General features: G+C 66.0%; 9 protein-coding genes. 3 read left to right on the top strand and 6 right to left on the bottom strand.

Features of this window, described 5'->3' with window-relative positions; translation table 11 throughout:
* Positions 1-6 precede the first annotated feature (6 nt).
* On the bottom strand, positions 7-717 hold the full coding sequence (locus tag NX774_RS16440; protein ID WP_258823312.1) for a hypothetical protein: 711 nt from the start codon (positions 715-717) through the stop codon (positions 7-9).
* Entirely contained in the window at positions 710-2,086 is a 1,377-nt protein-coding gene (locus NX774_RS16435) for a hypothetical protein (protein ID WP_258823311.1), read from the bottom strand. Before NX774_RS16435 ends, NX774_RS16440 begins: the two co-directional genes overlap by 8 nt.
* 483 nt (positions 2,087-2,569) lie before the next feature.
* Here NX774_RS16435 and NX774_RS16430 point away from each other — a divergent pair, with 483 nt between their 5' ends.
* Complete coding sequence (locus NX774_RS16430) at positions 2,570-3,748, top strand: TIGR02391 family protein (RefSeq protein ID WP_258823310.1); 1,179 nt, start codon at positions 2,570-2,572, stop codon at positions 3,746-3,748.
* Between the two features lie 339 nt (positions 3,749-4,087).
* On the opposite strand, the gene NX774_RS16425 is transcribed toward NX774_RS16430, so the two are convergent.
* On the bottom strand, positions 4,088-4,840 hold the full coding sequence (locus NX774_RS16425) for a DUF3108 domain-containing protein (RefSeq protein ID WP_258823309.1): 753 nt from the start codon (positions 4,838-4,840) through the stop codon (positions 4,088-4,090).
* A gap of 1 nt (position 4,841) precedes the next feature.
* Positions 4,842-5,960: a DUF3108 domain-containing protein gene (locus NX774_RS16420; protein ID WP_258823308.1), complete on the bottom strand. Its 1,119-nt coding sequence runs from the start codon at positions 5,958-5,960 to the stop codon at positions 4,842-4,844.
* Positions 5,961-6,072: 112 nt separating this feature from the next.
* Between NX774_RS16420 and NX774_RS16415 the strand changes: the two genes are divergently transcribed.
* Both NX774_RS16415 and NX774_RS16410 read left to right on the top strand, forming a co-directional pair.
* Entirely contained in the window at positions 6,073-6,762 is a 690-nt protein-coding gene (locus NX774_RS16415) for a PhaM family polyhydroxyalkanoate granule multifunctional regulatory protein (RefSeq protein WP_258823307.1), read from the top strand.
* 259 nt (positions 6,763-7,021) lie between these two features.
* Entirely contained in the window at positions 7,022-10,270 is a 3,249-nt protein-coding gene (locus tag NX774_RS16410; protein ID WP_258823306.1) for a patatin-like phospholipase family protein, read from the top strand.
* Here NX774_RS16410 and NX774_RS16405 read toward each other — a convergent pair.
* Together NX774_RS16405 and NX774_RS16400 are read right to left on the bottom strand one after the other, a co-directional pair.
* The gene (locus NX774_RS16405) at positions 10,267-12,000 is read right to left on the bottom strand and encodes a tetratricopeptide repeat-containing response regulator (RefSeq protein ID WP_258823305.1); all 1,734 of its coding nucleotides are present in this window, start codon (positions 11,998-12,000) and stop codon (positions 10,267-10,269) included. The two genes, NX774_RS16410 and NX774_RS16405, sit on opposite strands and share 4 nt — an antisense overlap.
* Positions 11,997-12,719 (bottom strand): sensor histidine kinase, encoded by a 723-nt coding sequence (locus NX774_RS16400; protein ID WP_258823304.1) that lies wholly within the window; start codon positions 12,717-12,719, stop codon positions 11,997-11,999. Before NX774_RS16400 ends, NX774_RS16405 begins: the two co-directional genes overlap by 4 nt.
* Between the last annotated feature and the right edge of the window lie 41 nt (positions 12,720-12,760).

Below are 12,760 nucleotides of genomic sequence, written 5' to 3'. Positions count from 1 at the left end.
GGGCCTCTAGTTCTGGATGTCGGGTGCGGCGTCGGCTTCGCTCGACGCATCGAGCACCGGGTCATTGGCGCTCTTGCGCGCCGGCGCCACCGCCAGCGGCGCGCGCTTGAACACGTCGGCCAGCGCGCCGTTGACGATGCGCTCCTTGAGCAGGTCGGTGTCCATCATCAGGTCCAGCAGCGGGCCTTCCAGGATCACGTCGCCGCGCCGTTCGATGAAGCCAAGCTTGGCCAGCACGCCCAGGTTCATGTCCATGCGCGTCTTCTTGCCCAGCTTGTCGCCGAAGTCGGCCAGCAGCGCCGTGTACGAAATGCCGATCGAGGCGTCTTCCGCGCGCGGGATCGGGTTGTCCTTGTCGAACATATCGGTCTGGTCGACGTCGACGTGGTGGGTCTCCTGGCGCTCGCGCTTGGGCAGGATGATCTGCGCCCACAGCACCACCAGGAGCGCCACGCCGTCGCGCGTGAGGCCGAAGTTATTGTTCTGCCAGATGTCCTTGGCGCCGAAGATCTTGGGCTCCACCGCGCGGTGCAGCGCCAGCGTCACGTGGTCGGCGTACACGTTGTCGAGCAGCTTGAGGCCCGATTCGAGCAGGCGCTTGTCCAGCTCGGCGCGGAACTGGTCGTCCGACAGCGCGCGCTTGACCATCTTGTCGTCGCGGCGCAGGGTCTGGTGCGTGAGCAGGCGCGCGATCAGGATTTGTGCGTCGTCATTCATCTTCTTGCGAGCCGCTTTCTTGAATCAGTGAGAGGGTAGCGACCGACATCGCGGCCACTTCGGGGTCGTCCAGCTCGAGCATCGCGTCCGATGCGTCGAAGCGCACCGGCAGGCGCGCCAGCTGCGCCGTTGCGCCCTGCAGGCTGGCCTCGGCCGCGTCGCCAAGCAGCGGCAGCAGCGACGCGCGGTACGAGGCCACCGCAAAGCTGGCCGGCAGCAGCGAGTCCTGGATCGGCACCTGCTTGGGGCTGCCGGCGGCGACCTCCGGGAAGGTATCGAGGTTGGCAAAGCTGGACAGGCGCGAGATCCACGTATCCAGTTCGCGCTGGATCTGCGGGTTGTCGTTGATCGTGAGCGGCGCGTCTTCGCCGCTGGGCAGGCCCGCCGGGCCGGTATGGGGGGCGCGCTCGGCCAGCAGTTCGGTTTCGGCCACGTCGATCATCTCGGCCGGCGTGATGAAGATCGGGACCACCGGGCGGTCGATCGCGTCCTCGGCCAGGCTAGCCAGGTCTTCGTGCGCGAGCAGCCACAGCTTCACGTCGGTGGTCGACAGGCCCGACTGGCCCAGGTGCACCCGCTGGCGCTCGATCTGGTTGAGCGCGCGCGAGAACATGCCCTGCATGTTGAGCAGCGCGCTTTGCGCCCGGCCGATCGCCTGCGCGGCGCGGTGGGTGGCGGCGTCGGCCCGTTCGTCGGTCGTGATCGCGCGCAGGATCTCGGAGCCCTTCTCGACCCAGTCGCAGGCCGTGTGCCACTTCTCCTGCGAGGTACGCAGCTGGAATTCGGAACCGGAGGCGATCGCGTCGCGGAACTCCTCGGTGAGCGCGTTCAGGCGCCCCATCAGGTGCTTGAGCTGGTCCACCGTCACGCCGCCCACGGCCTGCGCGCCGGCCACCTGCGACAGCAGGAAGCCCATGTCGGCGTCGTCCTCGTCGGACTGGCTGCCCACGGACAGCAGCGTGTCCAGCGCGGCCAGCACGTTGCGCGCCATCGGCGTGATGCGGTACACGGCGGCCGGCGCGTCCCACGCCAGGAGGCCATGGGTGCGCAGGCGGTTGATCACCGTTTCCAGGCTTTCCGGGACCAGGTAGGCGAACTTCAGGTTGATGTCGGCGCGCGAGAAGGCCGAGCTGGCGCTGTCCGAAGCGAGCTCGCGCAGCACCAGGAGGCGCAGCGTCACGCTGTCCTGGCCGCCGTGGAACAGCGCGGTGAACGCCTGCAGCGTCGGCTGCGCGCGCTTCAGGTGGAAGACCTGCTCGATCTCGTCGGGGATCACGCCGGCGTGGAAATGCGCCTGCAGCGGATCGTCGTCCTGTGCCGGGGTCAAGGGTTCTGCGGCCAGGGCCGCGCCTGCCAGTGTGTCGATCATCGTGTTCCGGTAGTTGCTGGGGCGACGTGCCGCGCTGCCGTAAGGCGGGCCAGACTCGTCCGCGGGGGCGCCAGTATACCAGTTAAGACCCGGCAACTAGTACCAAAAGCCGGGACCGGCAGGGCGCGTCGGTTGTTCCACAACGTTTCCTAGATGCAATAATAACTTGCCAGTCTGACAAAAGAAAGGAGGCGGGACTGAAAGCGGACAAACCGCGGTACTGGTGCCAGTGCATTGCTTCGAAGCCGCCCCGTGTGCCGCGAACTGTGGAGCGAGGCGGCCATTAGCCCATTCGAGATTAGTTCAAGTAGAGTCAGGAAAATTGCGGGTCTACAATGCTATGAAATGCCGTCTAGCTCGCCATTGCCACTGATATTTGCTTGTGGACACAATTTCGCTTGATGCTTAAACTGCAAGTTATTCTTATCATCTTAGTCAGCCGATCAATTAGATGTTCGGACTCGGTAACGGTCAGAGGGCGCAATGAATCTTCAACTCGCAATTCCGTCCTCTCTATGGACGGCGGTGCAGAGCGCATACGAGACGCAAAATTATTCGCATGCCATCTTAGATGCCACGTACCATATAAGCGGTGTCCTTCGCGAGCGCGCAGGCGTTGACGGCGATGGGGCTTCTCTTGTAGGTCAAGCACTGGGCGGTGACGACCCGAAGTTAAAGCTCAACGCCTTCCAGTCGGAATCCGAGAGGAACGAGCAGAAAGGGTTTGAGCAGATGTTGCGAGGTGTGTACCTGGGAATAAGAAACCCTCGTAGCCATGAACAAACAACCGATGATAAGGAGACCGCAGACGCAATTATTCACTTTCTCGGCTATCTCCTGAAGCGTCTGAACGCATCCAAAGAGGCGTTCACAATTGAAAGTTTCCTGGCACGTGTCCTTGACAGTGAGTTCGTGGAGTCAACTCGCTACGCTGAGCTACTCGTGGCCGAAGTGCCGAAGCTTCGACTTTCAGATTGTTTGATCGGAATTTACCGAGAGCGCAAGAAGACCGAATTGAGGAAACTACGTTACCTGATCCCGGCCCTGTTGAGTGCGATGACGCCAACGCAACTCGCGTCGTATCTGAGCGTGGTTTCAGAGGAACTCAGGACAGCAACGGAGGATTCAACTATCCGTACGTCATTGCAGATGCTCACACCGGAGGTTTGGTCGGGCATCTCTGAACTACCTCGTCTTCGAATCGAGAACAAGCTTGTCCAAGGTATAAGGCAAGGTGAAGTTCTCCCATCAGGGAAAACGATTCAAGCCCTGGCGACTTGGTCAAATAATTTCTTGAAAGCGTTCACTACTCGCTCCGAAGCTGCTAGCGCCCTATTAAACAGGTTAGAGGACCAAGATCCAGATGCCAGACATTACGTGGCAAAATTTTTCATGCGATACTTGCCAGATGTAATGAGCACGCCCGCCCAAACCACAAGATGCATTCGGGCAATCGTCGCAGCGGTGCGCGATGACGACGCAAATGTCCGATCAAAGCTGATTGGAGCAGTTCTGTCGTATCCAGTTGAGTGGCAGCAGAAATTAGCTGAAGAATTACACGACATGACGGACGAAGAAAATCCGGCTGTGCACTTGGCTGACGGTACCCCATTCTTATCCGCGCCATCAAAGGATGAATTCGATGATGACATACCTTTCTAGAAGATAATTAAGCAATAGCTGCGGGGCTCGAACACTTGCCTGTTGCCAAACATTTTCCAGAGCTTGCGCAAGATGACGAGTTCAGGTTGAGAGCTGCCTTTCTAGGTAAGGCTACAATCGACAGGTACGGTCCATGCGGAAGCATATCATGTGTGATGCCCACAACCGGTCAGATGCAGCGCGTAAGCGAACGTCGGCTCCGTCCCTGAGCCCGGGCGGTGCACATGACAGTTCACGTTGAGAACGGACCGGCAATTGAGGCATTCCTTAGTCCTCCAGCTTCTAGCACGCCTTTTCCTCCAACTGTTGCCGACGCGGCGTCTGACACGGGGGCGTCTCCTACTTCTTGACCACCTGCTCCAGCGACTGCTCGACGAAATCCTTGTCGTCATCGGAAAAGCGCAGCTTGACTGGATACCAGTCCTTGGAGGGGGCCAGCCAGATGTCGAGGTTCTGGCCTTTGACCGCCGCCGTTTCCTCGCGCACGATGTGCACGGCGTCGAACTCGCCGGCGGGGGTGCTCACCTTTTCGCGCTTGCCGACGCGGAAGGTCCACGGGTCGGCGTCATGCCGGCCCGCCACGAAGTAGGACCAGCGCGTGCCCGGCTTCAGGCTTTCGCCCGCCGCGCGTGCCTGCGCCACCAGCTGCCAGGTCACCGATGCGCGGTCCTGCTCGCCGCCCTTGAGCGGATAGGTCTGCTTGCCATCCGCGAAACTGAGCGTTTTGCCGGCACGGTCGAACTTGGCCGTGGTCGGATCCTTGCGGACCCGCTTTTCGTAGAACTCGGTTGGGGCCAGGCCAAAACTGTCGATCGTGCCGGTGCTACGGTTCTCCGTGATTTTTCCGAACAGCGATACGCGCGACTCGGCCGTGACGGCGTACTTGGCCTCGTTCCAGCGCCAGGTGATCACCGCCTTGCCGGTCAGCGAAAAGCCGCTCTGGCGCGCAGTGAGGTCGTAGGTCAGGTCGGCCGGCGGCGGCAGGTCGAACGGGCGCTTGACTGACGGATGCTCGTCCTGTGCCCAGGCGCACCCCAGCGCCAACGCCAGCAGCGTTGCCACGCCAGCCTGTTTCAACAAATCTCGTCGCATATCAGCTTCCTGTCATTACAATGTTGTTCGCGGTCTGCGTGGTCACCGCGCCGCTTGCTTCGGTGTTGCGGATCTTGACCGGGTACCAGCCGCGCTCGGGCGCCAGCCAGATGTCCAGCCGCGAATTGTACGATCCCGGCTTGGGCGGACGCGACAAATGCCAGGCACGCAGTTTGCCCAGCCGGGTGTCGATGTCCTCCTGCCCCACCAGCACGAAATGGAACACGGTCGCGTCGCGGTCCTCGCCAACCTGCATGTCGATGCTGTCATTCAGCTGGCCCGGGTCGGCACGGGCGATCGCGGCCAGCTGCAGCGGCACGCTTGCCTTGTCCTGCGCGCCGGCGGCCAGCGGGTATTTGTTCTGCGAGGCCGAGAACGTGATCGTGCCGTCCTGCCGGTTGAAATGGGTGGCCGTCAGCGCGCGGCCGCGCCGCTTTTCCGTCATCACGGCGGGCGCAAAGCCGTTCTCGCCGGTGGCGCCCTCGCTCGTCAGTTCGAGCAGGTTCACGCGCGCGAACAGCAGCCGGATGCCGACCTCGACCTTGGCCCGGTAACCGCCGCTCTGCAGGCGCCAGCCGAGCGTGGCTTCTCCGCTCCAGTGCGTGCCGTCGGCGTCCACCCGGTCCACGTCGAGCGTCATGTCGGCCGAGGGTGGCAAATCGACCCGGTAGCTGCGCACGGGCGGCGCCGGTGGCGCAGCGGCGGGTGCCGGCGCCGGAACGGCCTGCGCCACCGATTCTACGCCGGGTCCGGCAAGGGGCGCGCCAACTTGCCCTGCCGCAGTGCCGTCCGTGGCCGCCGTATCGGCGGAAGACGCGCCCGCTGCCACCGGCAGCCCGGCCGGCACCGCGTCGGCCAGCTGCGCCGGTGGCGGGGGCGGCGGTGGTGGAGGCAAGGGTTCGCTACGCAGCGGCAGCAGCGCAGGCGGCGGCACCACCGGGTGCGGCGCATCATCGGGAAGCAGCCGGGCCACCGCCGTCACCTCGTCCGCAGCACGCGGCAAGGACTGCCGCCCGAGCTGGCCGTTGAGCCAGCCCAGCACGGTCCAGTGCAGCAGGAAGGTGACCGAGCCCAGCAGCAGCGCGCGGCGCCGTCGGGCTTGGAAGAATGCGGAGCTCATTCCCCTAGTGTAGCCTGTCCCGCCGGGCCGCACTGACGTGTTCGCGCACACAGTGCTTTGAACCGGGCTTGGTATTCTGCTACGCTAGCCTGACCATTTACGGAGAACCGCCATGCCCAATCCGCCGCCCGTGCCGCCCATTCCCGGAATGACGGACACGCTCGAGTTCGTCAAGAACCTGTGGGGCGGAATGAACGTGCCCGGCACCGGCACCCCGCCGGCCGCCGCCATGCCGGGCGCCACCGTGTCGATCGACGACCTGGACAAGCGCATCGCCGACCTCAAGGCGGTCGAGGCCTGGCTCAACATGAACATGACCATGCTGCGCGGGACCATCCAGGCGCTCGAGGTCCAGCGCGGCACCCTGGCCACGCTCAAGTCGATGAGCGCGAGCATGGCGCAGGCGATGAACCAGACCGGCGAGCAGGCAGCCGCCATGGCGGCGCCGTTTGCCCAGTTCTTCACCCAGCCCGGCGCCGCATCGCCGGCCGCAACCGGCTCTGCACCTCCCGCCGCCGGGCAATCCAAGGCACAGGGTGCCCAGGGCGGCCAGGCCGGCAGCGCCGACGCGCAAGCCACACCCGGCATGCCGGCCGCGATGGTATGGTGGAACCTGCTGCAGGACCAGTTCAAGCAGGCCGTCGAGAGTGCCATGACGGCGCAAGATGCGGCCGCGAAGTTTGCCGCCGCGGCCATGCCGCCCGAGCCCGGCAAGGCCGACACGCAGCAGAAAGGCGGCGGTTTCGCCCAGCCGGGCACGCCCAACCCGCAGCCGTCCAAGTCGGGCGACAAGAAGAGCTGATCCCACCGGTAACGCCGGCACGGCCAGCACCTGGGCCATGCTGGAGCTGGCTGGACGCGTGGGCAGGAAGACCTGCCCACCCTACGATTGCCAAGCAGAATATTTCTTCCTGCTAAGCTGCCATACGGAAGAAATGCGCGTCCTTTGATCCTGCCCGCTGCACCAAGGCAAAAAGCGTGCTGAACTGCACTGTGCGGCCGGGGCGTTTCGCCGCCTGTCCGTCCCGTGCCGCGCCAGGATCCCGTCGTGGAGGGCGCGCTTGCCGTACATCGACTACACCAGCCTCACGCCCGACCAGGTGGCCGACGTGCGGCGCAAGCTCGAAAGCGCCGGCATCGAGGTGCCGCCGGCCGCGCACACGCTTGCCGAACTGGCTGGCGCGATCGACGCCTTTCGCGAGCGCGAGGGCATTGTCGCCGACGGCGCGCTCGACCAGGTGACCTGGCGGCGCCTGAACGCGCTGGCCGGCAGCGTGTTCGCCGAAGTCCTCCAGAACGAGCTGGACCTGCTGCGCCCGCGCCCGGACGGCAGCGCCGGCCCCGACCAGGTGCTTCCGGCGTCGCGTGCCGAACTGCTGCGCCGCGCCCACGCCGCCGGGCTCACCGGGCTCGCGCTGTCCGGCGGCGGCGTGCGCAGCGCAACCTTCAACCTGGGCGTGCTGCAGGCGCTGGGCGAGCAGCAGCTGCTGCGCGACTTCGACTACCTGTCCACCGTGTCCGGCGGCGGCTTCATCGGCGGCTGGCTGTCCAAGTGCATCCGCGAGCGCCACGGCGACGTGCGCGCGGTGGAAGCCATGCTCACGCCCGGCGCAGCCGGCGAGCCGGTCGATTCCGAAGCGGTCGAGATCCAGTTCCTGCGCCAGTACAGCAATTACCTGTCGCCGCGCTCCGGGGTGTTCAGCGCCGACGCCTGGACCCTGATCGGCACCTACGTGCGCAACACGGGCCTGAACCTGGCCATGCTGCTGGCCTGGCTGTGCGCCCTGCTCCTGCTGCCGCGCTTTGCGGTGTGGGCCGTCAACCGCATCGTGGGCAAGGACGCGCCCTGGGCCGACTGGTCCGACCCGGCCTGGATGCTTGGCACCGCATCCTTCCTGATTGCGGTCTTCTGCATTGCGCTGTCGATCTCGAGCAAACCGGAAGCCTCGCGCGGGCAGCGCTGGTTCCCGGTGAACCAGGGCGCGGTCCTCTGGTTCATCAACTTCCCGCTGCTGCTGTCCGGCTTTTTGGTCAGCATCGGCCTGTGGCGGCACGGCGGCGTGATGCCGTCGATGCTGCACGCAGCGCTGTCGGGCAGGTACGAGTGGCGCATGGGCTGGGTGCTGGTGCCGGGGCTGGTGTACTTCATCGTCTGGGCCTGCGGCTGGTACCTGGCGCACGACCGCACCAGTCCGTACCGGCGCTCCGGCTACGCGGTGTGCGCGGCGTTCTTTGCCGGCGTCCTGGCGCTCATGCTGGCCGGGACGCTCGAATTCGCGCCGGGCCTGGTCGAACACGCGGTCGCGCATGACACCGCGCTGCGCGTCGCCCGGTGCTGGGTGCCGGGCCTGGCCGGCGCATTCCTGCTGCTTGCCGTGGGCCTGGCGGTGCCGCCGCTCAAGCGCAGGCAGCGCGTGCGGCGCGACGTTTCGCGCACCGACGTGCACGAAGGCCTGTCGCACTTCCTGTCCGCCATGTTCGCGCTCACCATCGGCACCCTGCTGCTCCTGCTTGGCCTGTCCTGGCTGCCCAACCCGGCCGAGCACCCGATCCTGAACAATGCGGTGGCGCTCACCACCTTCGGCATGCCGCTGATGATGACGCTGTTCTCGGTGACGATGACGCTGATGATCGGCCTGATCGGCACCCTGTACAGCGACGCCAGCCGCGAGTGGTGGAGCCGCCAGGGCGCCTGGACCTCGATCTTCACCATCGCCTGGCTGATGATGTTCTGCGCCGCGTTCTTCCTGCCGCCGCTGCTGCACTGGGCCTGGATCACCTACGACCCGCTGGCCAACGCCGGCACCGCGATCGGCTGGCTGGCCATGACCTGGCTGGGCGTGAAGGCAGGCAGCGGCGGCACCACCACGCTGTTCGGCGTGCGCTTCAACCGGCTGGAGCTGCTGGCGCGGCTGGCGCCCTACGTGTTCACGCTCGGGATCTTCGCCGTGCTGGCCACGCTGGTGCAGGCCGCGGTCGCCCCGCCCGACCTGCGCTGCGACAGCCCGACCCTGGCCTGCGTGTACGCCTCGCACGCCAACGCCAGCCTGGCCACCAGCGGGGCCACGCTCGCCACCGCCTTTTCGCTGTGCCTGGGCGCGGCGCTGCTGCTCGGCTGGCGGGTGGACATCAACAAGTTCTCGCTCTACATGCTGTACCGGAACCGGCTGGTGCGCGCCTACTTCGGCGCCAGCAACGCGCATCGCAAACCGCACCCGTTCACCGGTTTCGATCCGGACGACGACCCGCAACTGGCCGACCTGCAGGACCAGCTGCCCTACCACATCGTCAACACCTCGCTCAACCTGGTGCGCGGCGAGGAGCTGGCATGGCAGACCCGCAAGGCCGCCTCGTTCGCCTTCACGCCGCGCTTTTGCGGTTTCGAGACGCCGTTGATGCCGGCGCAGGGCGCCAACTGCGCGCAGCACGACGCCCAGCGCGGCACCTACCGGCCCACGCGCCAGTACGCCTCGCGCGCGGGCAAGGGAGTGGACGACGACGCCAAGGTGCGGCTCGGGATGGCGGTGGCGCTGTCCGGCGCGGCTGCGAGCCCCAACATGGGCGCGCACTCGTCGCCGCCGCTGAACTTCCTCATGACGATGTTCAACGTGCGCCTGGGGCGCTGGTGCCCGAATCCGCGCAAGGCGGTGTGGAAGCGCAGCTCGCCGCCAATCGGGCTGTTCAGCCTCATCGCCGAGCTGTTCGGCATGACCAACGCCGACGCCAACTACGTGTACCTGTCCGACGGCGGCCACTTTGAGAACCTGGGCATCTACGAGCTGGTGCGGCGGCGCTGCCGGCTGATCGTGGCGGTGGACGTGGCCAGCGACCGCGAGCTGGCGTTCGAGGATCTTGGCAACGCGATCCGCAAATGCGCCACCGACCTGCACGTGGCGATCGAGCTGGATGTGTCGCGCATGGAGCTGGTCAAGGGCACCGACCTGGCCGGCGCGAGCTGCGCCGCCGGCACGATCCGCTACAGCCACGTCGATGCCGAAGGCGTGGACGGCACGCTCTTGTACATCAAGCCGGCAATCGTCGGCGACGAGAACGCGGACGTGATCAACTACCGCAAGGCGCATCCCGACTACCCGCACCAGAGCACCGCCGACCAGTGGTTCGACGAGGCGCAGTTCGAGAGCTACCGCGCGCTCGGCTACCACATCGCCAGGCACGCGCTGGCGCGCGCGGCCGAGGTGTCGAAGGTGCCGGGCCAGCGGCGCGACGTGGGCAAACTGTGCGAGGAGCTGATGAAGCAGCACACAGGCCCGGTGCGCGCCGATGCTGCGCCCGCCTCGGTTCACGGCTAGCCGGCGGCGCTCTCGCCTTCCGCCTCGGTGCCGGCTTGCGCTGCGGCTTCCTCTTCTTCCTCTTCTTCCTCCGGTTCCGGCTGCGGCATCAGCGCCGCGAGCTGCTCCATCAGCTGCGCGAAGCGCTGCTGGCCGGGCTGCAGGTGGTCCACGTGGTTGAGCACATCGCTCGCCTCCTGCGCCAGCGCCTCGTCGTAGCCGTACTGCTGCATGTGCGAGATCAGCACCTGGGCGGCGTTGAACAGGATGCGCTGGTTGTTCGGCAGCGCGGCGCGGGCGTTGCGCATCCACTCGACCGCCTCGCGCAGCTTCCCGCTACGCCACAGCATCACGCCCTGGTTCATCAGGTCCGACGCTTCCTTGCGCGACGCCTTGATCAGCACCTCGCCTTCTTCCGCCATGCGCGCCTTCTCGAACAGCTTGCGCACCTCGTCCAGCAGCACGGCCTGGTCGTGGTTGTTGCGGATCACGTAGCACAGCAGGTCCACCGGCGCGTCCTTCACACCCACGGCAAACAGCAGCGTGGCCATTTCCAGGCAGGTGGGTACGTCCGGGCGCTCGGTGCGTTCGCGCAGCAGGGTTTCGAGTTCGTCGCCGGCCTTGCGCGCGCGGCGGTAGTCGCCGCTTTCGTGGTACACCAGCCCCTCGGTGATCTTGGTGCGCAGCTCGATGTTGGCATGCTCGCCGCCGAACTCGCGCTGGGCCGCGGCCAGCCACTGCAACGCTTCCTTGGGGTCGTTCTTCAGGCCGCACACGCGCGCCAGGCCCAGGTAGGCGTCGGGCGTCTTGCGGATCGAGTACTCGCCGATCGCCACGCACTTGCGGAACGACTTCTCCGCCATCGCCATGTTGCCCAGCTTGAGGCAGGCCATGCCGAGGTTGCGCTGGCGCGGCACCGAGTTGGGCGACAGCTTGGTCGCGCGCTCGAGGATGTCGGCCGCTTCGTCGAGCTGGCCCATCGCCTGATAGGCCGCGGCCAGCTGGTCGTAGGCGTCGATGTAGTAGCGGTTCTCCGCGATCACGCCCAGGAACATCTGGCGCGCCTGCTCATATTCGCCGTTCAGCATGCGGATCCGGGCCAGGCCCGCGCGCGCCCACTGGTATTCGCGCTGCGCCAGCACCTGCTCGTAGGCGGCGCGCGCCTTGTCTGGCTGGCCGCTTTTTTCCATCAGCCGCGCCTTCATGCGCAGCAGTTCGATCTCGTGCGCCTTGTTCGATTCGATCTGCTCGTCGCACAGGCGCGCGGCGCGCAGGTAGTCCTTCTCGGCATAGGCCTGGTCGATCGCGCGGAACACCTGCTTCTTGTGCCATACGCGGTTCAGGCGCGTGAGCAGCACCCCTTCGGTGATCGGCTTGATCAGGTAGGCGTCGGGCTGGTGCTCGGCCGCGCCCATCACCGACTCCACGCTCTTTTCGGCCGAAACCATGATCCACACCGTGCTCGGGTTGATCAGGTTGCGCATGCGCGCCTCCTCCAGCACCTGCTGGCCGTTCTTGCCCTCGCCAAGGTAGTAGTCGCACAGCACCACGTCGTAACGCGTGCGCATGAGCTGGCCCATCGCCTCGCCGCCGCTGGTGGCCTGGTCGATGGCCCGCGCGCCCAGGCTGCGCAGGCTCTCGCGCAGCAGCTGGCGCACGCCGGCGAAATCGTCCACGATCAGGTAGTTCTTGGAAGCCCAGTCGACCTGGTCGTCCGCGCCCACGGCGGCAACGAGCGGCACCGCGTTCATGGCAGCCTCAGGATGAAGCAGCCGCCGCCATAGGCCCCGCCGTTTTCAAGCCGCAGGCTGCCGTGGCGGCCGCGGTGGCGGTGCATCTTGGCCACCTCGCTCGTAAAGTACAGGCCCAGGCCGGCGCTGTTGGTCAGGAAGTTCACGCCGCTGGTGGCGCCGTTCATCGCCGCCACGCCGGCCTCGAGCATCGATTGGGGATAGCCGTTGCCGTTGTCCTCGACGCGGATCTCGAGCCAGCCGTCCACCTCGGCGATCGCCAGGCGCACCCGGTCGCGCGTGTAATTGGTGGCGTTGTGGATCGCGTGCGAAAGCACGCCCAGGATCAGGTCTTCGTCGAAGTGCCAGACCAGCTGCGGGTCGCAGTCGATGTCGAGCGTGACACCGCGCGACTGCAGCAGCACCTTTTCGCTGGCCGCCACCTGCCCGGTCAGCTCGCCCATTTCGAGCGCGCGCATGTCGAACGGGTACTCCGGCGTGCCCACCTGCTTGTACAGGGCCAGGAGCTGCATCAGCTGGTTGTTCAGGCGCCGCGTCTGGTGCAGCATGTGCGCCATCTGCGGATAGGCCGGCTCGGCCTGCGGCGCCTCGGCCAGCAGCCGCTCCAGCGTCCCGGACAGCACGCTGAGCGAATTCTTCATGTCGTGCGCGGTCGAGGCGAGGAACAGGAACAGCTCTTGCGGGCGAGATTGGTCGTCCATCGGTTGGCGTGGTTGCATGGCGGTAATTTCCGTATGGAAAATTATAACCGCGTTGGCAG

The sequence above is a fragment of the Massilia agilis genome, assembly GCF_024756255.1.
Taxonomy (GTDB): domain Bacteria; phylum Pseudomonadota; class Gammaproteobacteria; order Burkholderiales; family Burkholderiaceae_D; genus Telluria; species Telluria agilis.
This window is presented reverse-complemented; position numbering and strand designations above follow the sequence as displayed.

Excerpts from the sequence above, each read along its gene's own strand:
- NX774_RS16430 (WP_258823310.1), top strand. The coding sequence starts at position 2,570 with ATGAATCTTCAACTCGCAATTCCGTCCTCTCTATGGACGGCGGTGCAG.
- NX774_RS16420 (WP_258823308.1), bottom strand. The coding sequence starts at position 5,960 with ATGAGCTCCGCATTCTTCCAAGCCCGACGGCGCCGCGCGCTGCTGCTG.
- NX774_RS16415 (WP_258823307.1), top strand. The coding sequence starts at position 6,073 with ATGCCCAATCCGCCGCCCGTGCCGCCCATTCCCGGAATGACGGACACG.
- NX774_RS16425 (WP_258823309.1), bottom strand. The coding sequence starts at position 4,840 with ATGCGACGAGATTTGTTGAAACAGGCTGGCGTGGCAACGCTGCTGGCG.
- NX774_RS16405 (WP_258823305.1), bottom strand. The coding sequence starts at position 12,000 with ATGAACGCGGTGCCGCTCGTTGCCGCCGTGGGCGCGGACGACCAGGTC.
- NX774_RS16400 (WP_258823304.1), bottom strand. The coding sequence starts at position 12,719 with ATGCAACCACGCCAACCGATGGACGACCAATCTCGCCCGCAAGAGCTG.
- NX774_RS16435 (WP_258823311.1), bottom strand. The coding sequence starts at position 2,086 with ATGATCGACACACTGGCAGGCGCGGCCCTGGCCGCAGAACCCTTGACC.
- NX774_RS16440 (WP_258823312.1), bottom strand. The coding sequence starts at position 717 with ATGAATGACGACGCACAAATCCTGATCGCGCGCCTGCTCACGCACCAG.